Source organism: Arthrobacter sp. ISL-95 (assembly GCF_018613695.1).
Taxonomy (GTDB): domain Bacteria; phylum Actinomycetota; class Actinomycetes; order Actinomycetales; family Micrococcaceae; genus Arthrobacter.
Genome location: NZ_JAGGPR010000006.1, coordinates 13516 through 37858 on the forward strand (window position 1 = coordinate 13516; position 24343 = coordinate 37858).

General features: G+C 62.9%; 20 protein-coding genes and 1 pseudogene. 7 read left to right on the forward strand and 14 right to left on the reverse strand.

What is annotated here, in order from left to right; all coding sequences use genetic code 11:
• Positions 1–54: 54 nt before the first annotated feature.
• Genes J7I86_RS10895 through J7I86_RS10905 form a run of 3 tightly spaced genes read right to left on the reverse strand, consistent with a single transcriptional unit; the run spans position 55 to position 2090 of the window.
• Positions 55–822: an SCO1664 family protein gene (locus J7I86_RS10895; protein WP_214819708.1), complete on the reverse strand. Its 768-nt coding sequence runs from the start codon at positions 820–822 to the stop codon at positions 55–57.
• The gene (locus tag J7I86_RS10900; RefSeq protein ID WP_214819710.1) at positions 822–1373 is read right to left on the reverse strand and encodes a DUF3090 domain-containing protein; all 552 of its coding nucleotides are present in this window, start codon (positions 1371–1373) and stop codon (positions 822–824) included. Before J7I86_RS10900 ends, J7I86_RS10895 begins: the two co-directional genes overlap by 1 nt.
• 24 nt (positions 1374–1397) lie before the next feature.
• Complete coding sequence (locus J7I86_RS10905; protein WP_214819712.1) at positions 1398–2090, reverse strand: histidine phosphatase family protein; 693 nt, start codon at positions 2088–2090, stop codon at positions 1398–1400.
• A 123-nt stretch (positions 2091–2213) separates the two neighbouring features.
• On the opposite strand from J7I86_RS10905, the gene J7I86_RS10910 reads away from it, so the two are divergent.
• Positions 2214–4418 carry a beta-glucosidase gene (locus J7I86_RS10910; protein WP_214819714.1) on the forward strand — a complete coding sequence of 735 codons (2205 nt, stop codon included), beginning with the start codon at positions 2214–2216 and terminating at the stop codon, positions 4416–4418.
• Between the two features lie 20 nt (positions 4419–4438).
• On the opposite strand, the gene J7I86_RS10915 is transcribed toward J7I86_RS10910, so the two are convergent.
• Entirely contained in the window at positions 4439–5902 is a 1464-nt protein-coding gene (locus J7I86_RS10915; RefSeq protein WP_214819716.1) for an MGDG synthase family glycosyltransferase, read from the reverse strand.
• A 261-nt stretch (positions 5903–6163) separates the two neighbouring features.
• Between J7I86_RS10915 and J7I86_RS10920 the strand changes: the two genes are divergently transcribed.
• The 3 genes and pseudogenes from J7I86_RS10920 to J7I86_RS10930 all read left to right on the forward strand — a co-directional run bounded on the left by J7I86_RS10920 (position 6164) and on the right by J7I86_RS10930 (position 9518).
• Positions 6164–7264: a ferredoxin reductase gene (locus tag J7I86_RS10920; RefSeq protein WP_214819718.1), complete on the forward strand. Its 1101-nt coding sequence runs from the start codon at positions 6164–6166 to the stop codon at positions 7262–7264.
• 13 nt (positions 7265–7277) lie between these two features.
• A pseudogene (locus J7I86_RS10925) lies at positions 7278–8428 on the forward strand (fatty acid desaturase family protein).
• A 55-nt stretch (positions 8429–8483) separates the two neighbouring features.
• Positions 8484–9518, forward strand: a complete 1035-nt coding sequence (locus J7I86_RS10930) for an AAA family ATPase (RefSeq protein WP_214819720.1) — start codon at positions 8484–8486, stop codon at positions 9516–9518.
• A gap of 26 nt (positions 9519–9544) precedes the next feature.
• Here J7I86_RS10930 and J7I86_RS10935 read toward each other — a convergent pair whose 3' ends face one another.
• Positions 9545–10942, reverse strand: coding sequence for a PLP-dependent aminotransferase family protein (locus J7I86_RS10935; protein ID WP_214819722.1), 1398 nt, complete (start codon positions 10940–10942; stop codon positions 9545–9547).
• A gap of 116 nt (positions 10943–11058) precedes the next feature.
• Between J7I86_RS10935 and J7I86_RS10940 the strand changes: the two genes are divergently transcribed.
• The 3 genes from J7I86_RS10940 to J7I86_RS10950 all read left to right on the forward strand — a co-directional run bounded on the left by J7I86_RS10940 (position 11059) and on the right by J7I86_RS10950 (position 13767).
• A complete protein-coding gene (locus J7I86_RS10940; protein ID WP_214819724.1) occupies positions 11059–11946 on the forward strand; it encodes a dihydrodipicolinate synthase family protein in 888 nt (295 codons plus the stop codon).
• A gap of 3 nt (positions 11947–11949) precedes the next feature.
• On the forward strand, positions 11950–13209 hold the full coding sequence (locus J7I86_RS10945) for an MFS transporter (RefSeq protein WP_214819726.1): 1260 nt from the start codon (positions 11950–11952) through the stop codon (positions 13207–13209).
• 102 nt (positions 13210–13311) lie between these two features.
• Positions 13312–13767, forward strand: coding sequence for an Lrp/AsnC family transcriptional regulator (locus J7I86_RS10950; protein WP_214819728.1), 456 nt, complete (start codon positions 13312–13314; stop codon positions 13765–13767).
• Positions 13768–13869: 102 nt separating this feature from the next.
• On the opposite strand, the gene J7I86_RS10955 is transcribed toward J7I86_RS10950, so the two are convergent.
• From J7I86_RS10955 to J7I86_RS10995, 9 genes are all read right to left on the reverse strand, one after another.
• Positions 13870–15246: an aspartate ammonia-lyase gene (locus J7I86_RS10955; RefSeq protein WP_214819730.1), complete on the reverse strand. Its 1377-nt coding sequence runs from the start codon at positions 15244–15246 to the stop codon at positions 13870–13872.
• Positions 15243–16658, reverse strand: coding sequence for an aldehyde dehydrogenase family protein (locus J7I86_RS10960; protein ID WP_214819732.1), 1416 nt, complete (start codon positions 16656–16658; stop codon positions 15243–15245). Before J7I86_RS10960 ends, J7I86_RS10955 begins: the two co-directional genes overlap by 4 nt.
• The gene (locus J7I86_RS10965) at positions 16651–17697 is read right to left on the reverse strand and encodes a homoserine dehydrogenase (RefSeq protein ID WP_214819734.1); all 1047 of its coding nucleotides are present in this window, start codon (positions 17695–17697) and stop codon (positions 16651–16653) included. The genes J7I86_RS10960 and J7I86_RS10965 overlap by 8 nt, the downstream gene beginning before the upstream one ends.
• A gap of 264 nt (positions 17698–17961) precedes the next feature.
• Positions 17962–18984, reverse strand: a complete 1023-nt coding sequence (locus J7I86_RS10970; RefSeq protein ID WP_214819735.1) for a DUF808 domain-containing protein — start codon at positions 18982–18984, stop codon at positions 17962–17964.
• 134 nt (positions 18985–19118) lie between these two features.
• A complete protein-coding gene (locus J7I86_RS10975) occupies positions 19119–20120 on the reverse strand; it encodes a fumarylacetoacetate hydrolase family protein (RefSeq protein ID WP_214819737.1) in 1002 nt (333 codons plus the stop codon).
• A gap of 10 nt (positions 20121–20130) precedes the next feature.
• Positions 20131–21207 carry an amidohydrolase family protein gene (locus J7I86_RS10980; RefSeq protein WP_214819739.1) on the reverse strand — a complete coding sequence of 359 codons (1077 nt, stop codon included), beginning with the start codon at positions 21205–21207 and terminating at the stop codon, positions 20131–20133.
• On the reverse strand, positions 21204–22328 hold the full coding sequence (locus J7I86_RS10985; RefSeq protein ID WP_214819741.1) for an FAD-dependent monooxygenase: 1125 nt from the start codon (positions 22326–22328) through the stop codon (positions 21204–21206). Before J7I86_RS10985 ends, J7I86_RS10980 begins: the two co-directional genes overlap by 4 nt.
• A gap of 64 nt (positions 22329–22392) precedes the next feature.
• Positions 22393–23400 carry a cyclase family protein gene (locus J7I86_RS10990; RefSeq protein WP_309476705.1) on the reverse strand — a complete coding sequence of 336 codons (1008 nt, stop codon included), beginning with the start codon at positions 23398–23400 and terminating at the stop codon, positions 22393–22395.
• Entirely contained in the window at positions 23397–24338 is a 942-nt protein-coding gene (locus J7I86_RS10995) for a fumarylacetoacetate hydrolase family protein (RefSeq protein WP_214819743.1), read from the reverse strand. The genes J7I86_RS10990 and J7I86_RS10995 overlap by 4 nt, the downstream gene beginning before the upstream one ends.
• Between the last annotated feature and the right edge of the window lie 5 nt (positions 24339–24343).

The window sequence follows — 24343 nt, forward strand, 5'->3', positions numbered from 1 at the left end:
AGAGCACGACGACGGCGGGCGGCATTTCAGGTTGGGGCAGGTAGCCTGTAACCCCTAAAAAAGCGGCCAGGGCACCGCCGACATTTCACCGCTCGGAGCTGGAAAACGCCCTGCCAGGCGCAACCGTTCGCAGCGCGTCGCGAACGATGCGATTTCATCGGCGGTCAGCAAATCGGCCAAGGCATGGCCCAGCTCCCCATGAAGTCCTTCGGCGACACGTTTGATGCCTTCGAGTTCCTCGGCGGTAAGAGGGTCTCCCAGCCATCCCCACAGCACCGTGCGCAGCTTGTGTTCGTGGTGGAAGGTGAGCCCATGGTCCACGCCGTGGCGGTGTCCGTCCGGCATGGCAAGGACATGGTCGCCTTTGCGGTCGGCGTTGTTGACCACCGCGTCGAAGACCGCCATCCGCCTGAGCGCCGGCGAGTCTTCGTGAACCAGGGTGACCATTCGTCCGTTCTCATCCTGTCCCTCGAGAACGTGTTTCCAGCCTGTATCCGGCACGTGGTCCGTTGCGAGCAGGTTCACGGCGCGTTGGGTGGAGTCTTGCTCCTGCCAGAGCTGAACCATGCCTTCGCCCAAGGGGCCATCGCGGAGCCAGGTGCGTGGCACGATATCCCAGTCGAAGACCTGCGAGACCAGGTAGGCGGCTACCTCCCGTTGCGCCAGGGTGCCGTGAGGAAAATCCCATAGAGGGCTTTCGCCTGCGATGGGCTTATAGACGACTTCCACATCGCCGATGCTGCCAACGAATGTAGCGTTTGAGGCCGTGGTGATGCGGCCGGTGAGCGTCAGCTCGGCGGTCACTAGGTCCGGCGTCGGCATCAGACCTCGGGAATGGTGCAGGTGTGCCCGTCGGCGTCCATGGGGTAACCGCAGAGCGGGCACGCCGGACGACCGGCACCGACGATCTCACGGGTGCGCTTGGCAAACGCGCGGGCAGTGCCGACCGGTATTCTCACCAGCAACATTTCTGGCACGTTGGGGTCGTCCTCATCAAACGATTCGTCGTCTTCAGCATCGACATCGGTGATGGGGTAAGCCTCAATGACCACCTGAGCCGTGGTGGGATCCCAACCCAAGCTCATGGCACCGGTGCGGAACTGTTCTTCAACGGCCTCAAGGGGGTCGTTGTCCACAAGCTCAATGGGAGTCCCCGTTGGAACGCTGAACGGATTGCCGTCGACCGTGATGAGTTGATCGAGAATTTCGTCGATTTTATCTGCGAGCAGGGCGGACTGCTGTTTTTCCAGGGCAATACTGACGATCTGCTTGCCCGCACGCACCTGCAGGTAGAACGTCCGCGACCCCGGAAGGCCAATGGTGCCAACTACAACCCGATCAGGCCAGACAAACTCGTGAACACGTGTAGGCATGTCAGTATTTTAGGCACATAAGGTTCATGGCGCCGTGTGCCCTGCACCGCCGCCCACCGCCGCGTCGCCGGAGTGGATGCCGTTCGACAGCCATGACAGATCACCGGCGTCGGTATTGGTTGCATAGACGCTGGGACGGTTGGGGCCGTAGCGCACGATCGATATGGACGCGGGGCCCACGTTGATCCGTTGGAACAGGTCAAGGTGCATACCCAGCGCGTCGGCGAGAATTGACTTGATAATGTCGCCGTGGCTGACGGCCGCCCACACGGCACCTGGCCCGTACTCGGCTTCAAAGGCTGCATCGTGGCGTCGAATCGCTGCTACGGACCTGGCCTGCATGGCGGCCATGGATTCACCACCAGGAAAAACGACGGCGGAGGGTTGCGACTGCACCACCGGCCACAAATCTTCGGTGGCGAGATCGCTCAGCGAGCGGCCCTGCCACTGGCCGTAGTCACACTCGGTGAGATCGGGATCCACCGGCGCGTACGGTGTTCCGGCTTGGCGATCGAGGATGAATTGGGCGGTCTGCAGGCAACGCTCAAGAGGACTGGACACCACGCCGACTACCGGTAAGGCTGAGAGCCGCTCTGCCGTAACAGCCGCCTGTTCGCGCCCTACCTGGTCCAAGCTGACTCCGTCTGTCCGACCGGCCAGCAGTCCCGTGGCATTGGCTGTTGTACGGCCGTGCCGTACGAGAATTACTGTTGCCATCCACCCAGCCTAACCACCAGCATGACTGGGTGCTTCCAAAGAGGACCTGGCCAGAGGGTGCAGAATTGGGTTCATGATGATGGCTGCGGGCTTACGGCGCCGCGAACGCAAGAGTCGGACTTGATGGACACTACGACGGTGACGGGCAGCGCGTACGACGACGCAGTCCGGGCAGTCCGGGCGGGTGGGATCACCGCGGATGAAGCGGCGAACCTGCTGATCGGCCGGATGACGGACAAGGAAATCCTCGGGCTGCTCGATGGCGACTCGCCCAGGTTGCTGCTCCCATTCATCCCGATACTGCTCGACAGGGTGCCGTTCGTGGCGGGGGCAGTCCCGAGACTCGGCATACCAGGCATTCGGTTCAGTGACGGTGGCCGCGGCGTGGTGATCGGCGCCTCCACTGCCTTCCCCGTGACCATTGCGCGGGCAGCCACCTGGGATCCATCGCTGGAGGAACGTGTCGGGGTCGCTATCGGTGTGGAAACCAGGGCACGGGGAGCAAACTACTCGGCATCAGTCTGCGTCAACCTGCTTCGCCACCCTGCATGGGGCCGGGCGCAGGAGTGCTACGGGGAAGATCCGGTCCTTACCGGCCGGATGGGATCGGCCCTCACACGGGGCGTTCGCACGCATGTGATGGCTTGCGTGAAGCACTTCGCGCTCAACTCAATGGAGAATGAGCGCTTCGAGGTGGACGTAGCAGTAGACGAACACTCGTTACATGAGGTCTACTTGCCGCACTTCAAGGCCGTGATGGACGCCGGCGCCGATTCCGTCATGAGTTCTTATAACCGCGTGCGAGGCAAGTACATGGACGTCAACCGCGCCCTGCTCACGGACGTCTTGAGGCATGAGTGGGGTTTCCCGGGGTTCGTAACGAGCGACTGGGTGTTCGGCACCCACGACGCGGTGGCCAGCCTGGAGGCGGGAATGGACGTGGAAATGCCGCTCCGGCTGCTTCGCGCCCGCGAACTGCCCGCCGCGCTGCGCAACGGAGACCTGGATCGCACCACTGTGCTGCAGTCCGCGCGCCGCATCCTGCGCACGTGCGTGCAGCACGCCGCAACCCGGGATTCAGCGTCCCCAACGCCCACCGTTATCGCTTCCCCGGCCCACCGGGCTCTGGCCCATCAAGTGGCCGCGGAGTCGATCGTCCTGCTAAAAAACGAAACCGTTGGCACAGAGCCGCTACTGCCATTGAAACCCGCTCTCCGTCATCTCGCGGTGATCGGACGCCTCGCCGGACGAGCGAACCTCGGAGATCATGGCTCGTCACGTGTTCGGCCTCCTTCCACAGTTTCGCCGCTGCAGGGCCTGCGTGAGGCGCTTCCCGGGGTTCGGATCACGTCTACCACCGGCAAAAATGAGCGGCGCGCGGCAGCGTTGGCAGCCGCGGCGGAGACGGCGATCGTCGTCGTCGGCCTGGACCAGCACGACGAAGGCGAATCCGTTGTCACCGGAGGTGTCGACGTGGGCGTCCTCGGCCGGGCCTTTGGCTCAGGTCCCCTCCGTCGGGTTCTCATCGGACTCGCACACGTGGCCTCGCGCTTCGTCCGAGGCGGCGACCGCAGCTCGCTCAACCTGCGCCCCTCCGACGAACGGCTCATCCACGCAGTCGCCGCCGTGAACCCCCGGACCGTCGTCGTGCTGATCAGCGGCAGCGCGGTCCTCACAGAAAAATGGCGGGACCGCGTGCCAGCGCTCCTCTTTGCCTGGTACGGCGGTATGGAGGGCGGCCGCGCGCTGGCAAGCGTGCTGACCGGCAATGAGGAGCCCGGCGGACGTCTGCCCTTTGTGCTGCCGACGGACGCAGCGCACTTGCCGTTTTTTGACTCCGCGGCAAAGGCCGTTGCCTATGACGACCAATGGGGTCAGCGCCTTCTCGACTCCGAGGGGCACACGCCCGCGTTCCCGTTCGGGTTCGGCCTGGGTTACACGACCATCGAGCACCGGCTTCTTGACCATACCTTGGATGCAAGCGGCGGCCATGCGGACGTGCTCGTAACGAACGCAGGCGACCGCAAGGGCTCCACCGTCGTTCAGATCTACGCGGCGGATGTGTCCCTCCGCAGACCTGTGGCTCAGCTCCTGGGCTTCCGGAAGGTGACCCTGCAGCCCGGTGCAGAAACCACTGTGCGGGTTGGTTTAGATGCGGGTCCCACCCTGCAGCGGGATCCGACCACACGGCGCTGGTCTCTCCGCGCGGGGGAGTGGGCCTTGCTCGCCAGTCAACACAGCCCCGTCAGATGGGAGAATGCCGTCCGTTTGCCGCGCACGGAGGGCCTGATTGACCAGGAAGATATCTCAGACGGCCAGCCGGCTTGATTCGATTCAGGTTCCGTCCATTACCCGTGAAGGTCGCGGTACGGCGCCAACGGCCCTTCTACCCGGACAGGCAGTTCGTCGTTGCCCCGCAGCATTGCGCGGAGCAACCGGCGTTCCTCCCAATGGAGAAGCAGGGACGCTTGGCCCGGCCGCAGCACCAAGTCTCCGTCTGACGTCGCGTACCGCTTCTGGAGGTCCGCCAGTTCCTCCTCTTGCAGCAGTGCAACCGTGCTGCCCGACGCTTGGTCGACCAAGCGGACCAAGGAGGAGGGCCCCGTGAGATCGGTCGCGACGAAGCGCTGCTCGCTGGCGGCAAGAATAGTTCTTTGAGCTGCCCGCGTTACTACAAGCGGACGGGAAGGCCCGCCCAGCAGCTCGCTCAATACGTTGGCCGCGGCGTCTGGGCGGCCTGTTCTCTGCGCCGCCGCCTGCATCTTCTGTAAGCGGCCGGGCTCGCGCAACACCTCATCGATCTTCCAGCCGATCGTTGCAGCTGCGTTGCAGCGGACGGCTGCCCCCTGCTCCATGAGGTAGTCGCCGTTGCGTACCTCCTGACCAGGAATCGGGTTTACAAGTACCATGGGCAGCCCCGCAGCCATGCACTCCGACGCCGAGAGCCCGCCCGGCTTGCCCACGAACAGGTCCGCCCGCTGAAGTAGCTCAGGCATTTCTGTCGTGAAGCCGAGCACGCTGTAGCGGTCGCCAGCCGGCGCCACGAGTGCCTCGATGCGCTGTCGCAGTACGTCGTTGTGTCCGCACACGACTGTGGCCGTGAACGCCGAGCGCATATGCATCGTCTGCCGCACCACCGAGACCGCGTAGTCGCCACCGGTCGCGCCCGCCGAGATGAGCAGCATCGGTGGCTTGTTGGCATCGCGTATAGGCGCTGGACTGAGCTGTTTGTTAATTGGGATTCCTGTGGCAGCAACACGGTCGGGAGGAAGACCGAGCGCCATCAGCTCCACTTTGCCCTCCTCCCTGGCCGCAAAGATCTTGTGGAACGCGCCCGTGAGCGACAAGCCCTGGAAGTCGTAGTCGGTAGTCACCACAGCTGTTTTCGCGTCAACCACGCCACGAAGAAGCAGCGAGGCCAACAGCTGGGCGGGGAGGAAGTGTGTGCACACAATCGCGGTGGGCCGGAACCGCTTGATGGCACTGACAACCGGGCTGGCGTTCACCCGTGTCCAAGGGTCGATGGGGCCCCTGCGCCGGAACGGAGGGTTGCTGATGTCGTAGCCCCACTCGACCAGCCACGGCAAGCCCTCCACGAGGACGAAGTAACCCTTGCCCAGCAGTGCACGATAGAGGACGCTGCTCACCTGCAGCACGTCCAGCACCTGCACCTCGGCGATGTCAGCGCGTTCGGCGCACGCCTGCTGCACCGCCGCTGCGGCGCTGTTATGCCCCGATCCCACGCCCGCTGACAGGATGAGGACGCGCTCTCCGCTGGCGGTTGCTTTAGCTCGTGCCGACGATGTGCGCATGAGGAGAGGCTAGCAGGATGAACCACCGCAGAGACGGCCAACTCCAAGCTTTCGGGTTTGCATGAAATCCGGTGAACGTATTACTGTCTTGCTACTGAAACCGACATGGGCGCCTGAAGCCCGGAGAGGAGGAGCGCATCACCGCTGACCAATCCAAGCAACCTGTCCCATTCCGGTTGAAAGCCCCTCCCGAGGGGCTTTCCCTATGTTTTGCAGTGTTTCCGTCTGTCCAGTAGTGGTTCGGTCTGCGAGGAGTAGCTCATGGTCAGCTTTCGGCCCCTGGCCCGCATCACTTCGGTTTTGACCACCCCGCTTGCGCCGGAGGATATCCTGGCGCTCTTCAACCCGGTCTATTCATCTCGGCAGTTGCGTGGAGTCGTCACTGAAGTAGTCCACGAAACGGCCCAATCAGCCACTATTTTCTTCCGGCCCGGACGCGGCTGGCATGCCCACCTGGCAGGTCAGTGGGCGAGGATAGGTGTTGAGCTAAACGGGGTCCGCCAATGGCGGTCCTATTCACTGAGTTCTCCGGCCGGCAAGGATCCGGCCATCACTGTCACTGACGTTGGATCCGTGTCCGGAACCCTGGTCCGCAAGACGAAGGTGGGTGACATCCTTTTCCTGGCTCCGCCTCAGGGCGACTTTGTCCTCCCTCAGCACCCCCGTTCACTTTTGATGCTCACTGCGGGAAGCGGCATCACCCCCGTAATGTCAATGATTCGGACACTCGTACCCAGCCGCCCCGACGCAGACGTTGTGCTGATCCACTCTTCCCGCGGAGAAGGTGACAGCATCTTCCGTGAGGAACTGGCTGAACTAGCTGATCAATTTCCCAACTTCCGTCTGGTGCAGTGGCACACCGGCGGTCGTGGCCGAATGAACTTCACCTCCACGGCCACTCTGGAAGAAGTTTGCCCGGACTGGAGGGACAGGGCTGCGTACGCGTGCGGCCCTGAGTCTTTCCTGGATGACGCCGAAGCTTTGTGGAACCAAGCGGCTGTGGCTCATGCCGCTACTTCCGGGAAGGAAGCCGATGATGAAACAGGGCCGGGCTCGCTCACCATTGAACGGTTCAGCACCGAGCTCCGGGGAGGCGACGGAAAGGAAGGTGGCCTGGTCACCTTCGAAGCTTCCGATCGCGAGGTCCTGGCCGATGGCGGCGTCCCCCTTCTCGACGTCGGCGAGGACGCAGGGGTGCTGATGCCCAGCGGCTGTCGCATGGGTATTTGTCACAGCTGCCTGACCCCGCTGCTCGCCGGAAGGGTCCGCGACCTGCGTACCGGTGAGGTCCACGGGGCACCCGGGGAACTAATCCAAACGTGTGTCTCGGCAGCTGCCGGACCCGTCAACCTCGAAATCTGAGGAGTACAACCACATGTCAGTAGCTTCAGCCCAAAGCCCCGCCACCGCCGTCGGGCCCAAGACCCGGCCCGGCGCCCTTGCCGAGGCGGGAAGGCCCGTGGTGCGTCCACCGTCGGCAGCACACCTGAGTGACGAGCAAGTAGCCCAACTGGGCCGTGAGCTCGATGCCCTCCGTGACGAGATCCTTGCCAAGCGAGGCTCCAGCGACGCCGCTTACATTAGGCGCATGATCAAGATCCAAAGGGCGCTGGAAATCTCCGGCCGCGCCGCGTTGCTGGTGGGCAGGAACAAGGCCGCCTGGTTTACTGGCACAACCCTTCTGAGCGTGGCCAAGATTCTCGAGAACATGGAACTTGGCCACAACATCCTCCACGGCCAGTGGGACTGGATGCGTGACCCGGATATCCACTCCACCACCTGGGAGTGGGACTTCGTTACCCCCTCACGTTCGTGGCAGCACACACACAACGACCTGCACCACCGGTGGACCAACGTGGTGGGCAAGGACCGCGACGTTGGCTACAACCTTCTGCGGATGGACCCCGATCAAGAGTGGAAACCCTTCAATGTGGGCAACCCCTATACAACGCCCTGCTCGCGCCTGTCTTCGAATGGGGCATAGCCATCTATGACTTGGAGATCCCCGAGTACAAGGAAGGCCTGAAATCGAAGGAGGCCATGCACAAGGACCTCAAAGCGCTGGGGCGGAAGGCTCTCAAACAGTTCTCCAAGGACTATGCGGCCACTCCGGCCCTGGCCATGCTGACGGGTTCGGGGAAGCAAGCCCTCTATGGCACACTCACCGCCAACGCAGTCCGCAATGTCTGGGCCCACGCCGTCATCTTCTGCGGCCACTTCCCCGAAGGAACGGACACTTTCACCGAGGAAATGGTGGAAGGCGAAACCCGCGGGGATTGGTATGTGCGTCAGATGATCGGGTCCGCCAACATCTCGGGGTCACGGTTCATGCACCTCATGACGGGCAACCTGTCGCACCAGATTGAACATCACCTTTTCCCGGATCTACCATCCAACCGGTACGCAGAGATTGCACCAAAGGTTCGTGAGATCTGCGATCGTTACGGTTTGAAGTACACCACCGGGCCGCTGCTGAAACAGGTGGGCTCTGCGTGGGCTAAGGTCTTCAAGCTCGCCCTTCCTTAGCGGGGGAGTGTCTGCAGCCCCACCGTGGCCGGGAATCCAGTATTACAGTAGATGTATGGCTGCAAGCCGCAATCCGCTCGATGACCTGCGCGAAACCATTGGCCATCTGGCCAATCAGCTCAAGTTGTCCGGTTCGGAGCGCGTGGACGACCTCGTAGGTGATGTCATCGGTTCGAGGCCCGGCCCGGCCCGGCCGCTGTCCGAGGTACAGGCCGAGCTCGACTCGCTGGTGGGACTGGAGACCGTGAAGGAACAAGTACGGGCCCTTGTCGCATTGCTCCAGGTCCAGGCCCGTCGTAAGGCGCACGGCCTCCCGGAGGTTGCCACGTCACAGCATCTGGTGTTCCTCGGAAACCCGGGAACGGGCAAGACCACCGTGGCGCGGCTTCTGGCCGAAATGTACCGAGCCGTCGGTTTGCTGCAAAAAGGACACTTGGTTGAGGTCGACCGTTCGGGCCTTGTAGGGCAGTACGTCGGGGCAACCGCTATCAAGACGGACCGGGTGATTCGACGTGCTCTGGACGGTGTTCTGTTCATCGACGAGGCCTACGCGTTGGCCCCGGAAGATGGCCGGATGGACTTTGGTCCCGAGGCGATCGAGGTTCTGCTGAAGCGGATGGAGGACCACCGTCACCGCCTGGTGGTGATCGTGGCCGGGTACCCGCGCCTCATGGAAGCATTCCTTCTTTCCAACCCCGGACTCCGCTCTCGGTTCGCCAGGGAAATCACGTTCCCTGACTATTCCGTGGACGAACTCCAAACGATTTTCCACCGGATGCTGGTCCAGCACGAGTACACCCTGGAACCGGGCGCGGATCAGATGCTGCGCCGAATCCTTGCCGGTCTCCACGCCGGCGAGGATTCCGGCAATGCGCGGTTTGCCCGTACCCTGTTCGAGCAGGCACTCAACCGACAGGCTCTGCGACTTTCGCGCGATGAGGAACAAAGCCTCGACGCACTGGATCGTGAGGCAGTCATGACCCTCACCGGGGATGACATCGTCGAGGCAGCGCTTGCCTTGGGTGAAGAGCCGGAACCGGAACCGACGCCGGAACCGGAACGGTCGCGCTGGTGGAGCTGGTTGGTCTGAGCTGATCGTTTAACGCGCCCGATCACTTACATCGGTGGTCGGATCAGGTCCGACAGAATCCCCAGGGCTTTGGCTAATCGCAGGTCCGTGACGGCCCCGTAACCAAGGACAAGTCCGTTTTCGGGCGTGCGGTCCGCGTAATATCCGGCCAAGGGGATGACTCGCACTCCCTGTTCCAACGCCCTGGCGGCCACGTCGGTGGCGTCCGGGTGGTGGAACCGCACGACAGCGTGGAGGCCGCCGTCGAGGGCTGAGACTTCCAGGTCCCGCCGCGAACCCAGACGATCGATGAGGAGCGAGCGGCGGTGCCCGTATTCGCGTCTGGCGCGCGTAATGTGCCGGGCGAGCCCGCCTTCCTGGATGTAGTGGGCGATAGCTGACTGCAGCACGCCGGCCACTGGTGTGTCCAAGGCTTGCCTCGTGGCCTTCAACCGTTGACCAGCGTCGCCGCGAACCACCAAATATCCGCACCGTAGCCAAGGGCTGAGATTCTTGGAGAATGTTCCGAGCAGGACTACCTCGGCCCCGCCGGGTAGGGAAGCGACGGCAGGAAGTGGCATTCTGCTGTGTCGGAATTCGCTGTCGTAGTCATCTTCGAGCACCAGGACACCGTGCTGCTCCGCCCATTTCAACAGTTCCAGCCTTTCCTGAACGGCCATCCTGCCGCCCAAGGGGTATTGGTGGCTGGGTGTCACCAGAACTGCGTCCGGTATGTCCCTTAGAGCGGCCAACTGTGAGCTCTTCAGGCCGTTTTCATCCACGGGGACTGTCACCATGTGGGCACCCGCTGCCGTCATGACCCGGCGCGCGGTGGGGTAGCCGGGGTCCTCCATCAGGATGCGCGGCTGAGGGGCCCGGTTACGGAGCATGGCGACGACGAGTTGCAGTGCATCGCTGGTGCCGCCGGTGATGATGATGTCATCAGCATCGACGACGAGGCCCCTGGACACGGCCAAATGATCAGCGACTGCCTCACGCAGGGCCGAAGTTCCCAAGGCTGGCGGGAGTTGGACGTTGCCTTGGTCCGCGATCGCCGACTTCCAGGCACTGCGCCATTGCCTGTCCTGAAACGGCGATCCGGAGGGGCGGCCGGGCGTCAGGTCTATCACGTCAGGCCGAGGCGAAGCTCTGATTTCTCTTCTGTTCTCATGGGGGCGGCTGTTGATGTCCGGGCGGACGGCCACCCTGGTTCCGCCCGCGCCGTTGCTCACCAGGAACCCCTCGCCCGATAGTTGTTCGAACGCCCGCACTATGACACCTCGGGAGATGCCTAGTTCCATGGCCAACCTACGGGTGGCCGGCAGCGTGTGATTCGGCTGCAGGACACCGCTCAGGATGGCCGCCCGCAGTTGGCTGGCCACTTGGGCGGCGAGGGGGCTGGGGCTGTGCCGGTCCAGCTCGATCGGTAGTTCGGCTTCGCTCATTTGGACCTCCAGGCTTGTTCATTCTTGGACCTAGTATAGGACCAAGGCTTTTGGGAGCATGGACAGGGTCACCTGAGGCGCTGCGTTCCTGCAGCACGATGAAAGTAGGATCCACAGTGTTCAACGGCCTTAGCGCCTTTCCCCTTACCCCCATGGACGGTGAAAGCGTGGACCTCAATGCCCTTGGCAAGGTGGTGAGCCGTGCCGCCGAAGCCGGTGCGGACTCGCTGGGTGTTCTGGGTTCAACGGGAAATTACGCCTACCTCTCCCGCGATGAACGCCGGGCAGTCCTTGAAACTGCAGTGGAAGCTGCCAACGGCGTTCCGGTTCTCGCCGGCGTCGGAGCTGTGCGCACCCGGGACGTCCTGGTATTTGCAGGTGATGCCCGGAGTGCCGGCGCTTCAGCTCTGCTGCTGGCGCCCGTTTCCTACCAAAAGCTCTCGGAGGCAGAGGTTTTCGGGCTCTTCGAGACTGTGACAGCAGAGTCTGATCTTCCGGTGGTTGTCTATGACAACCCGAACATCACCGGCTTCACCTTCAGTGATGATTTGCTCGCAAGGATCGCCGGGATCCCGGGGATTGCCTCCATCAAAATTCCACCGCCTCCGTCCGGGGAAGTTGCTACGCGGGTCTCCGGGCTCAGGGCCGGATTGCCCGGTCAAACGTCACTTGGCATCAGCGGCGACTGGGTCGCCGCCGAGGCGCTGCTGGCCGGATGCAACGTTTGGTACTCGGTGATTGCCGGTGTACTGCCACGTCAAGCACGCGCCCTCGTTGATCACGCCCTTGCGGGTCGAAGCGATCTGGCCTTGGCCGCGTCCTCGGACCTGGAACCCATCTGGTCCCTGTTCCGCATCTACGGGAGCCTTCGGGTCACTGTGGCTCTGGCTGAGGATCTTGGCGTCGTGCCGTCTTCGGCTTTGCCGTTGCCCCTCCGCGGCCTGGACTCCGAGGGGCGGGAGAAAGTGGCCGAGGCCATCCGGCAATGTGGTCTGGAGGGTTAGCAGTTGGCTCAGGATGAATCTGCCCCAACACGGGATGAGAGTGCCGGACGGGTGGCAGTTGGACTGGCAGGGAGAAGCCGAAACGCCGGGACCGGCCAGCGGGGTACTTCAGACGGTCTTGCCCGCTATGTCCTGGCCGCAACCTTGGCACGCACCGCGGATGGTGGAGCCGTTGTGGCAATAGTCCTGTTGGCCACAACCAGTGGTGCATCAGGGTGGTTGGCCGGGATTCTGGGTGCTTGCATCACGGCGCCGCATCTTTTCGGTCCGCTTGTAGCGCGGAGCCTCGACACAGCAAAGGATGGCAGGACGGTCATTGCGTGGGCGTGCGTGGTCCACGGAGCGACTCTCGCGGCGGCGGTTCTCCTCTTCCGGGTGACTCCGCCCCTTGTGCCCGGGCTCTTCCTCATCGCTTCCGGGCTGGTGGGTCCACTGCTGACAGGCGGCATCAGCAGCAGACTGGCCGCAATTGCCGGCCCGGAGAGGAACAGCCAAAGGCGCGCTCAGGGTTGGGATGTGGCCACCTACGGCATCGGCGGGACGATCGGACCGTCCTTGGTAGCGGCGGTCTCGGCCTGGGCCAATCCCGCCGCTGCAGCACTGATCATTGCAGGGTCAACGTTCGCGGCCGCTGCCGTCATCAGGCTTTTGCCCTGTACACCTCCGGCTACGGTTGCCCCTGAAGTTCCCCGGCCTGGCCGGACACTTCTGATGATGATCTCCTACGGCCCGCTGCGTCGAACCCTCTATATGACCGTTGTGGTGGCCCTGACAGTGGCCGCATTACCCATTACGGCAGTGGCATCCACCCCGGAAATGGGCGTAGCCCCGGCCGCAGCCGGAATTCTGACAGCCGCCTACGGGCTCGGGGGACTCTTGGGCTCAGCGGGCGTCATGATCCGGCCGCTGAGAACCGACGCAGATCCGCTGATGACGTGGCTGGCGGCCGCCGTAGGGGTTGCTTTGTGCGGTGCAGCCGTAGCAGGGACATTCCCGACGGCGGTTGCAGCCTTCGCCTGTGCCGGAGTGCTGAATTCCTACTTCTTCGCTTCCACCTTGGCAGCTCGCAGCGAATATGCGCCGCCCGCTGCGAGGGGTCAGGTATTCGTGTGGATCGGCGCCCTGAAAATCACTGCCGGATCAGCTGGCACGGCACTGGCGGGCGCGCTCATTGCGCCTGTAACCCAGGTTCCCTTATACCTGGCTTCCGGGCTCCTTGTGCTGGCGGTCGTGATGTCCGTGGTGGACCGACACAACGATTAAGGTTATGCGTATGGATCTGTATCGACTTAGCGCCACGTGCTCGGTCTGAGTCCGTCGGGAGTCACCCCATCACTTGTTCACGCCCTCAGTCAGGAGTCCTCAATGCCCAAGAATCCACGCGATGAGATAGACGCGCAGATTCTTTCCGAACTGAGGAGAAATGCCCGCATTAGTTTGGCCCAACTCGGCGAGAAGGTACTGCTTTCCCGTAATGCTGTGCGGCAGCGAATCGAAAGGCTGGAGCGGGACGGCTTCATCAACGGCTACACCATCAAGGAATCCGCGGGGGACGGAAGCTCCACGGTCAACGCGGTGCTCCTTATCCAGCGTCAGGACAGGATGCGGGGCGGCGATGTTATTGCCGGCCTACGGGCGATTCCGGAGGTCACCTCCTGTGATGTAGTGAGCGGTGAGCTTGATCTGATCGCGCGGGTAGAGGCACCTGATGCAGCAAGAATCCAGGAAATCTGGCGGCAGGTGTCGGAGTTCCCTGGCGTCCGCGACATCACCACCGCACTGTCCCTCTCCACGGTTATCGATCGGCAGTTGCCTTATTAGAGCCAAGAAGGGCCAGGCAGATAAACAGGGGCCGGCGTTGCGGAACCACATGGTCCCGCAACGCCGGCGTGCTGCTGGGTGCTCTTCTTGGACGGGATCGGATTAGGCCAGCATCAGCGACTCCACCTGCTCGGGCAGGAGCAGGCCTTCGGTGACGGCGAGGTCCATGACACTCTGCCCTGAAGCAAAGGCACGGTGCGTGAGCTCTGCCGCCACGGTGTAGCCCAGCAATGGGAGCAGCGCAGTGGCCTGCGCTGTGGAGGCCCTGGTCCGGGAGCGCAGCAGAGCCTCGTTTGCTTCAATGTCCTCGACGCAAAGGTCCCGCAGCACATCGGTTCCGTTGGTCAGCCATAGCAGTGATTGCAGCAGGGCGTGGGCGATGGCTGGCTCGAACGCGTTCAGTTGAAGCTGTCCGTTGTCGGCGGCCATGGTGACAGTGAGGTCGGCCCCGGCGACGAAGAAGGCAATCTGTTTGACGACCTCCGGAATTACAGGGTTGACCTTGCCGGGCATGATGGAGGAGCCCGCCTGCCTCGGCGGCAAACGGATTTCCGCGAGCCCTGTTTGCGGTCCGCTGGAAAGCAGCCGCAGGTCGCTGCAGATTTTGGAGAGTTTGATGGCGGTGCGTTTCAGGGCTCCGGAGAACGTCATGAACGCACCGGTGTCCCACGTTGCCTCAACGAAATCGTGAGCACGCGTCAGCCGGACCCCAGTGACCTCGGAGAGCTTGTCGATGACGCGCTCAACATACAGAGGATCGGCGGTGATACCGGTGCCGATGGCTGTGGCACCCAGGCTGCACTCAAGCAACAGTGCAGCCGCTTCGCGCAACCGCCGTTGGTCTTCCTCAAGGGTCACGGAGAACGCGGTGAACTCCTGGCCGAGCGTCATCGGCACAGCATCCTGCAATTGCGTGCGACCAATCTTCGGGATGGATGCGAACTCCCGACCCCGTTCGGCAAACGCTGCCGAAAGCAGGGCAAGACGCTTCAACAGGTCCTCCAACGCGAACACCAGAGCCAGGCGCACCGCCGTCGGATAGACGTCATTGGTGGACTGGCACTTGTTGACGTGTCCGATCGGGTCAACCACATCGTAGGACCCGCGCGGGTGGCCCAAGGCTTCCAAGGCGAGGTTGGCGATGACCTCGTTGGCGTTCATGTTGGTGGATGTTCCGGCTCCGCCTTGGATGACGTCCACCGGAAAAGCGTGGTCGACATCTCCGGAAGCCACCGTGTCGCAGGCCGAGGCCATGGCTTGGCCAATGTCTGCCGGGATCAGGCCCAGCTCTGCATTAGTCAGGGCCGCGGCCTTCTTCACCAACGCGAGGGCGCGGATGAGGTGCCGGTGTGTTCCCAAGTGGATGCCGCTGATGGGGAAGTTGAGGATGGCCCGCTCGGTATGGATACCCCACAGCGCGGACTGCGGGACAGCCAAGGAGCCGAGGCTGTCTTGCTCGATTCTTACTCCTGTGGTCATGAGGTGATCGCGATGACTTTAGGCTGGGTCATTTCCTCATAGGCAAAGTGGACGCCCTCGCGGCCCATGCTGCCGTACTTGGAACCGCCGAACGGCATGGCATCATGCCGGTAGTCAGATGAATCGTTGATTATCACGCCACCAGAGTCGATCGCCCTAGCGGTGGCTAGGGCGCGGCCCAGATCCCTGGTGAAGACCCCCGCCTGCAGGGCGTATTCGGTGTCGTTGGCCAATTCGATGGCTTCCCCGGCGGTGTCGAAAGGTTCTACCAAAACCACGGGGGCGAAAAGTTCTTCGCTCCAGGCCTCGCAATTGCGGGGGACTCCGGTCAGGACAGCGGGCGTGAGGACCGGGCCGTTCAGGGTTCCGCCCGTGAGCAGCCGAGCCCCGGCGGTCACAGCGTCATCGATCTTACGTTTCGCTTCGGCCGCGGAGGCGTTGCTGATCATAGGACCAACATCGGTTTGTTCGCTGCGCGGATCACCGGTTTTCAGTGCAGCGGTTTGGGCGACGAAGTTCTGCACGAAGGCATCAAAGACCGATCGTTGGACAAGGATGCGCTGGGCGCCGATGCAGTTCTGCCCTGCAGCCCAAAAGGAGCCGGAGACACAGGCTTCGACGGCGGCGGGAAGGTCGGCGTCGTCGAACACGATGACAGGTGCGTTGCCGCCGAGTTCCATGGACAGACGCTTGAGACCGGCGTTCGCCGCGATCGCCCGGCCGGTTGCGAATCCGCCCGTGAAGGAGACCATGCGGACCAGCTTGGAGGAGACGATGGTTTGAGCGATCGTGCGGTTGCCCAGGACAACGGTGACGAACTCCGCTGGCAGGCCAGCCTCACGCAGGAGGTCCACGAGGAAGGTGGCCGTCAGGGGTGTCAGCTGGGACGGCTTCAGGATGACGGTGTTGCCGCCGGCTATCGCGGGCCCGAGCTTGTGTGCCACGAGGTTCAATGCGTCGTTGTAGGGCGTGATTGCGGCGATGAGTCCCAGCGGTTCACGGGTGAACCAGCCCTGGCGGTTCTCCGAACCGGCGAAGGAATCGAACGGAACGACTTCGCCGACATTACGGCGCGTTTCAGCTGCGGACAGCTTGAGGGTGTTCGCCGCGCGGGAAACTTCCTTGCGGGCCTGCTTGACGGTCTTGCCGGCTTCGGCAACGATCAGTTCCGCGACTTTTTGGGACCGCTCCTGAAGTAGATCCGCAGCGGTGTCCAAGATCCGGCCGCGCTCGTGGCGTGGCATGGCGGCCGCCGCGGGGGCGGCGGAAGCGGCACGGATCAGTTCCAGCTGGACGTCTGATTCGCTGCATTGGGGCAAGGTTGCCAGGACGGTACCGTCAAACTTGTTGTGCACCAGCAGATCCTGCGTTGTCACAGGGGAGTTTACTTCGGCGGTTGCTGTTTCAGGCACGGACGGCTCCTTTAGCGAATTCGTTGACGGCCATGATGTCGGAGATGAGTGCGTAGGCGGTCTCGACGCGACCGGCGCCCGGACCGGAAACGGTGACGGCGCCGAGTAAATCGGTGGTGAAGGACGCGGCGTTGGTGGCACCGGAAATGCCGGCGAGCGGGTGATCGGACGGCAGGGCAATGGGCTGGACGGTGGCGACCACACGGCCGTCTGCTTCACGGCGCGCTTCACCGATCAGTTTCCATCGGAGCCCGCTTGCCAATGCCTTGGCCACGTCATCGCTGGTGATGTCCTGAATACCAGTGGTTTCCACATCGCGCGGGTGAATGCCGGCACCGAGAAGTTCGTTGGCCAAAATGGCGACCTTGAGCCGGACATCGGAGCCGCCGATGTCGGCCGTGGGATCAGCCTCCGCGTATCCGAGTTCCTGGGCTTCGGCAATAGCCTCGTCCAGGCGCAGCCCGGCTTCCATCCTGCCCAGCACGTAGTTACTGGTTCCATTCAGGATTCCCTGCACAGCCCTCAATTCGAGACCTCCGAGCATCTTGTGTGCAAGACGGATCACAGGGGTTCCGCTCATGACGGCGCCTTCGTATTCGAAGCGCACGCCGTTGCTTGCGGCAAGCCGGCTCAGTTCCGGGCCGCTGAGAGCGACCGGTCCTTTGTTGGTGGTTACCACGTGCTTGCCCGATTCGATGGCCCACTTTACGTGCGAGACCGCTGGTTCGCCGTCGATCGGGCTGGTGAAGGTGGCCTCGACCACGATGTCGGCGGGGCTGTTCCTGATGACCTCTTCGTTGCGGGGGTCGGGGCTTCCGCCAGGGAGTCCGTCGAAGGAAGACCCGCGAGGCATCGCCAGGACGGCGTCCAAGTCGACGCCGTCGCCTTGGACCAGTGAGCCGAAGGCAAGGTCGGTGATGGCCACAACGCGGAGCTCAAATCCGAGGGTAAGGAAACGCTGCGGTTCATCGCGAATCAGTTCTGCCAGAGCGCGGTTTACGCCTCCGAAACCGATCAGAGCCAAGTTGTAAGTAGTCACGGGATCTCCTTTGAAGGGCGGTGGTGCTGTCCTTCAAGCCTCGCTCCCGGGAGTGTCAGTTTCCTAGGTACGAATCGCTCATCGGCGATGCCGAAACGCCCGAAAATGCAGCCGTTTTGGCCCCATCGGCCGTTGACCCGTGTTTCCCTCCCGGCAGCGTCGAAGTTCGGGCCCAGCAGGACTTACGTCGATACCCCCGTGTCCGCAAACGCCCGAGGCAGGTGCGGCGTCCAGGGTTGACCCATGCCGGACGCCGCAAGCTTGCTAGGAGACTGGATCGTCCTCGTGTTTCGCGGGCTTATGGCCGGCGATTGCGGCACGGACGTCGCCTTCCTCGTGTCCTTCCTTCTTCTTGCCGAACGGCAGCAGCTTGAGCAGTGGGTGCAGGATGAGCAAGATGACCAGGCCCCAGATGGCTCCCAGGATGGCCGAGCACAGCGTGTTCACGAGCCAGGCGAGGAAGCCGCCCGCTACAGGGATCCCGGCGAAGGGTGACTCGAGTACATGAACCAGGTCATAAGGCGCGTGCCATCCGAGGTCGTATGCACCCTGCAGCATGATGTGACCACCAACCCACAACATGGCGATGGTCCCGATGAGGGTGATGGAAGCCAACACAGCCGGCATTCCTTTGACGAGCAGGCGGCCGAAGCGCTTGGAACCCTCGGAGTCCTTGGTGGTCAGGTGCAGGCCGATGTCGTCCATTTTGACGATGAGCCCCACCGCTCCGTAAACGAGGACAGTGATCGCCACTGCCACGACCACCAGGATGAACGCCCTGACCCACAAAGACTCCGTGGCTACCTCATTCATGGCGATGACCATGATCTCGCAGGACAGGATGAAGTCGGTGGTGATGGCGCCCTTGGTCACCTTGGCCTCGGCGTCAGGTCCGCGTTGGACAGCCGGAGCCTTCTGGTGCGCGGAGTCGCCTCGGAGTTTATGCCAGACCTTCTCGGCACCCTCGTAGCAGAGGTAGGTGCCGCCCAACATGAGGATGAACGGGATGATTCCCGGAATAAAGGCGCTGATAAGCAGCAACGCCGGGAGGATGATCACCAGTTTGTTTCGCAGCGAGCCCCAGAAGATCCGCTTGATCATGGGCAGTTCGCGGGACGGGTCCGCCCCGGATACGTACTGCGGGGTGACAGCGGCGTCGTCAATGACCACCCCGGCTGCTTTAGCCCCGGCCTTGGCGGCCCCTGCGGCGATGTCGTCCACGGATGCGGCCGCTATGCGGGCCAGGGCCGCGACATCGTCCAAAAGCGCTACCAGACCGCCGCTCATAGAACTGCCCCGTCCTGCTCATGGGCGGACAGCAGAGTATGGCTACTTAAGTAGAAACGCGTAAATGGCATGCTCGGATTATATGATGCCCGTCCCAGACCGCAGACGGACGAAACGCGCGCAAAGGGACAACGTCAGCCCTGGGCGCGGGCGGCCGCACCGGCAGTTCGGTTCCGGGGACGGCTCCGGGCAGCAACTCTGGTCACGGCTTCACGGCGCTCACCCACGGTATTCGCAATGCTGCCGATTCCCTCCACGTCCATCCGAACAACGTCGCCCGTCTTCAGCGGCGGGGGAGTCTTGGTGCCGTTCCGTCCCCAGAGCTCGGCCAGGCAGCCACTGCCGCAGGTTCCGGAGCCAAGGACATCCCCTGGGCGCACAACCGAGTCCTGGGACGCGTACGCCACCAGCTCCGCGAACGGCCAGCCCATGTTGGATAGCAGATCCTGACCCAGGGGCTGCCCATTGACTTCCACGGACATGGAGATGGGGAGGAAACCTTCCTCGTCGTGCAGGTGCTCGAACTCATCGGCCGTGACGATCCAGGGTCCCAAGGTACTTGCGAAGTCTTTGCCTTTGCACGGGCCCAGGCTGACTTTCATTTCACGACGCTGAAGATCCCTGGCCGACCAGTCGTTGAGCACGGTGTAGCCAAAGATGTGCCGGTGGGCATCTGCGGCGGTCAAGTTGCTGCCGTTGCTTCCCGGTACATGCCCGACGACGGCAGCCACCTCGGTTTCGAAGTCCAGTTCGCTGCATCCCGCCGGAACTCCAATCACCTCGCCGGTACCCGTCACGGTGTGCGGGTTGGTGAAGTAGAACGTGGGTGCCTCGTACCATTCGGTAACCACGCCGGCCACGCCGTCGATGCTTTTCCTGACACCTTCGACATGCTTTTCAAAGGCCACGAAGTCCCGGATGGTGGCCGGTACCAGCGGAACCAGCAGTTGCACCTCAGGCAGCGGAACCGCAGCTGCCGCGCGGAGCGTTTCCGCAGCAATCTCCAGAGTGGTGGCAAGCCCGGCGTCCAGCAGCTCATTCACGGTTTGTCCGTGGGGCAACGCAAAGCAGCTGCTGCCATCCACGAACCCGGCGTAAGTACCGCCGTCGTGATTCCAGCGCGCAATCTTGACCATGTGTTCCTCCTTAGACGGTGGGTCGGACGGCCATGGTGGCCGCAGCGGTGATGCCGAGGACGGCAGCGTTCCCGGCAAGAACCTTGGCGGCATGAGCTGTGGTGAGCACGGCTGCATGGACTTCCCCGATGGGATCGTCCGAGCCCATGTCAAACGGGTAGTCCGAGCCGAGCAGCACTTGTCCGGGTCCCGCAGCTTCGAGGAGGCCGCGCAGTTCCCGGGGGCTGTGCACCAGGGAGTCGAAGAAGATTCGCCGGAGATAGGACGACGGCGGTTCGGCGCACCGCCGTGCCTCGGGGCGCACCTTCCAGGCGCGATCTGATCTTCCTATGGTTGTTGGCAGATAGCCACCCCCGTGCGCGGCAAGAACCTTGAGGCCCGGGTGGCGGTCAAGCACACCGCTGAAAATCATGTGAGAAAGTGCCACCGCGTTCTCGGCGGGCTGGGAGACGGTATTGGACAGGTAGAAGCGGTCCAGACGTTCGTCCAGGGAGCAGCCGAAGGGATGCAGGAACACGATCGCGCCCAGTTCCACGGCCCGACTCCAGAAAGAATCAAGCCGCGAGTCTGATAGTTCAACAGTGCTGCGCTCCGGGTCTTCAGGTGTGGCAGCGAAGGAACCGATCTCCACCCCCAACAGGCCGCACTCAAGGACGGCGTGTTCCAAAGCTTCGACCATGAGATGGGGGTGTTGCAACGGCACTAAGCCCAGCCCGTTCAACCGAGCAGGTGCCTGCTGCACAAGATCGCGGACAGCGTCGTTGGCCTGCTTGGCAAGCCGCAGTGCGAGCTCTTCACCGGCAAAGTAGTAGAAGTGCGACGGCGACGGCGACACGAGTTGAACGTCCACTCCCTGGGCATCCATATCCGCCAGGCGACGGTCAAGATCAGTGAGCTGCGGCCACCGTTCCTTGACCATGAGGCCGGAGTTCCCCATGGATTCCGGCCCGTTCCGCCGGACTTCCAGAGCCTGCAGTTCTGCGAAGCCCTCAGGATCGGCCTGGGCAACCACCTGTTGCAGGGCAGGGATCAGAACGTGGCTGTGGACATCAACAGTAGGCTGTGGGGTTGTGTCGATGTGGTTCATGCCGGTTCCTTGAGCATGGTGGAGAGCGAGTTCATCAGGCCGGGAACATCCGCATCCCTAACACCGTCCAGCATCCACTGACCCAACTGGACGGATGCCTTGACCACGGCGGTTGCCCTCTCGGTGCGACGGTCCGCGAACTCCTTCCAGAGCGTCTCGGTGACGTGGTCCGCGGCGATCAACAGTTCTGCAAGAACGGCACCGTCTTCCAGAGCCATGGCCGCGCCTTGCGCCACCGTTGGCGGGCAGCTGTGCGCGGCATCGCCGATGATGACGGTACGGCCGCGGTTCCATGGTCCTTCCACCAGATGCGAAGTGAACCAGGTGTAGTTGATGCGGGCGCTGTGGTCCAGGTTGGCGCGGATCTCCTTCCATGGACCACCGTAGACAGCAGCGAGTTCCGCCATCACCTTGGGGCCGTCTTCGTGATTGCGTTCCTGTGCCTTTTCCACGAGATAGGCATAGATGGTGTCCGGTCCGGTGGGGCAGTATCCGGCGATGAAACACGGTCCTCCGTAGGTGAGGTCCGTTCTGACCACTTCCTCAGGCCGCTCAACGAACGCACGCCAAATTCCCATGCCGGTGGGCGTGGGCTCCTCCTCGATTCCGATAGCCTTGCGGACTGTGGAGTGGAGTCCATCAGCGCCGATCAGGAGGTCGTAGGCCGAGGTGCCGCCGTCGCTGGTGCTGACGGTGACGCTGCGGGCGTCGTCCGCTATCTCCATGACGGTTTTGCCGTAAGTGATGCGGGCACCCGACTCCAATGCGCGGTCCCGCAGAATGGCAGTCAGGTCCGGCCTGTACATCCCAAGCGTCGCGGGGAGGTCGTCACCACCGGTCCGGATGTCGTCCAGGACGGCGATCACCGTTCCTGTGGGATCAGGCGCACGAAGGCCGAGGGTGCTGAACGCGTCCCCTTTCGCTTCCACCTGTTCCCAGACGTCGAGATCGCGCAGGATGCGCAGTGCATTGCCCTGCAACGTGATACCGGAGCCAAGGGTTTGCGGCTCGGCGGCCTTTTCCAGGACCTCCACCTCGATCCCGGCATCGGCCAGGAGGATCGCCGCAGCGAGTCCCGCAGCTCCCGCTCCGACGATTCCGACCTTCTGTACTGCTGCCATCTTTGACTCCTTTGTGGTGACGGCCATACTGCCTATTGTGCTGCGCTTGTTGGCTGGCGGCGTGTCAGCGAACCGCGATGGGATTCACCGGTGAACCCACCGCCCCGGTGATGGGGAGTGGCGCGGCGGTCAGCATGAAGTCATACCGGCCTTCCGCGGCACAGGCTTCTGCCAATGCGTCCAGGTCCCACATCTCGCCAAGGAACAACCCTAGGTTGGGGATGGCAATTTGGTGGAGCGGCTGGAAAGCGCCCTCAAATTCGTTGGGGCGGACTTCGAATCCCCACGTGTCCGTGGCGATTCCGGCGATCTCCGAGGCATGCAACCATGGAGCCGTGCTGAACGACAACCCGGGAGCGGACCCACCCGCGTAGTCGCCCCAGCCGTCGCGGCGGACACGTGTGTACTGACCTGTGCGGATCAACACAATGTCGCCCCTGCGAACTGCCGAGCCGGGACCCTGACGTTCAATGGTGCGCTGCAAATGTTCCGGGGTGATGGCGAATCCGTCTGGCAATTCCCCGTCTGCACGTCCCAGCTCCGGGCCCAGTGCACGGCCAACATCGAGCAGAACTCCGCGGGTAACGATCTTGGCGGCGGCGGTTTCAATCCCGGTGACGAGGTCGCCCTCGGAGGTGACCACGTCCCCTGCGGCCCGGCCGTTCCAGGCTTTGCCACGATCAAAGATGTGGCCCAGTCCGTCCCACTGCGTGGAGCATTGCAGGGGCATGGCGATCACGTCATCGGCCCCACCGAATCCATGGGGGAAGCCTTGGTTGCCGCGCTCCGCGTCCACCCCGGTGTCCGTCATGGTGTGGACCGGATTGGTGCGGCGACGCCACCCCTTCTGGGGGCCATTGGTGTCGAACGGCTGGGACAGGGAGAACGCCTCTCCGGACTTCACCAGCTGCGCAGCCTCCACGCGCTTGCCGTCGTCTATGAAATTGAGGGTACCGAGGACGTCGTCTTCGCCCCATCGTCCCCAGTTGTTGTATAGCTGTGCGGCGGCGGCGATGCTGGCCAGAGGATCGGAGGGTCGGATCAAATTGGTCTCGACGGCGTCGGCGGTCACTGTTCGTCCTTGCAGTGTATGAGTTGGGTTCCCAATCCGGTGATGGTTCCCTCCATGACGTCGCCGTCCTGGAGGAGGCGTCCCCAGTGCTGGCCATTCCCGGCGGGACTGCCGGTGAGGACAAGGTCGCCGGGCCGGAGCGGCATGATCTGCGATGCTTCGCTGACCAGTTTGGCCACACCGAAGATCATGTCCTGCGTTGACTCGTCCTGCATGGCTTTCCCGTTGAGTTTCAGCGTCACCTGGACGTCCTGGGGGTTACCGAAGAACTTGGCCGGCACCAGCAGGGGACCCGTTGGCAGGAACCCGGGAGCGTTCTTGGCCCGGTACCAGTCCGAGCCGATGGCCGGCATGTCCTTACGGAACACGTATTCGCGCGTAGTGATGTCGTTGACCATGGTGTAACCGAAGACGTGCTCAAGAGCTTCTTCGGGGCTGACCCGGAACGCTTCCTTACCTATGACGGCTGCGAGTTCGAGTTCCCAGTCGTGGGACTTGCTGTAAGCCGGCAGGGTGAGGTCATCCGTAGCTGAAGCGATGGCCGTGGGAAGCCCGATGAAGAAGTACGGCGTTCCCTTGCCAGCGCGCTGGTCCATCATGGCCGCGGTCTTGGCGCGCACCTCTTCCGCATTCTGACCCGCTTCGCGGTGCGCCACAGCAAGATCGATCACGTGTTTGCGGTAGTTGGCGCCTGTTTGGAGAACCTGAGCGGGTTCCACTGGTGCAAGGACCTCGACGGCGGACAGGGCCAGTCCGGCTTCCTCACCTGCGGATACTGCGAGCTCGTCCAGCTCGGTTTCGGTGGTTTCCCAGTGCTGGATCAGGGAGTTGATGTCCCCGTCCAGGGGAAGGACACGTTCGCCAACCAGCAAGCCTGCCCTGGCCTTGGTGTCGCCGGGTTCTTGGAAGCGGATCAGGGAGTACGTTGCGTCAGTCATGTTTT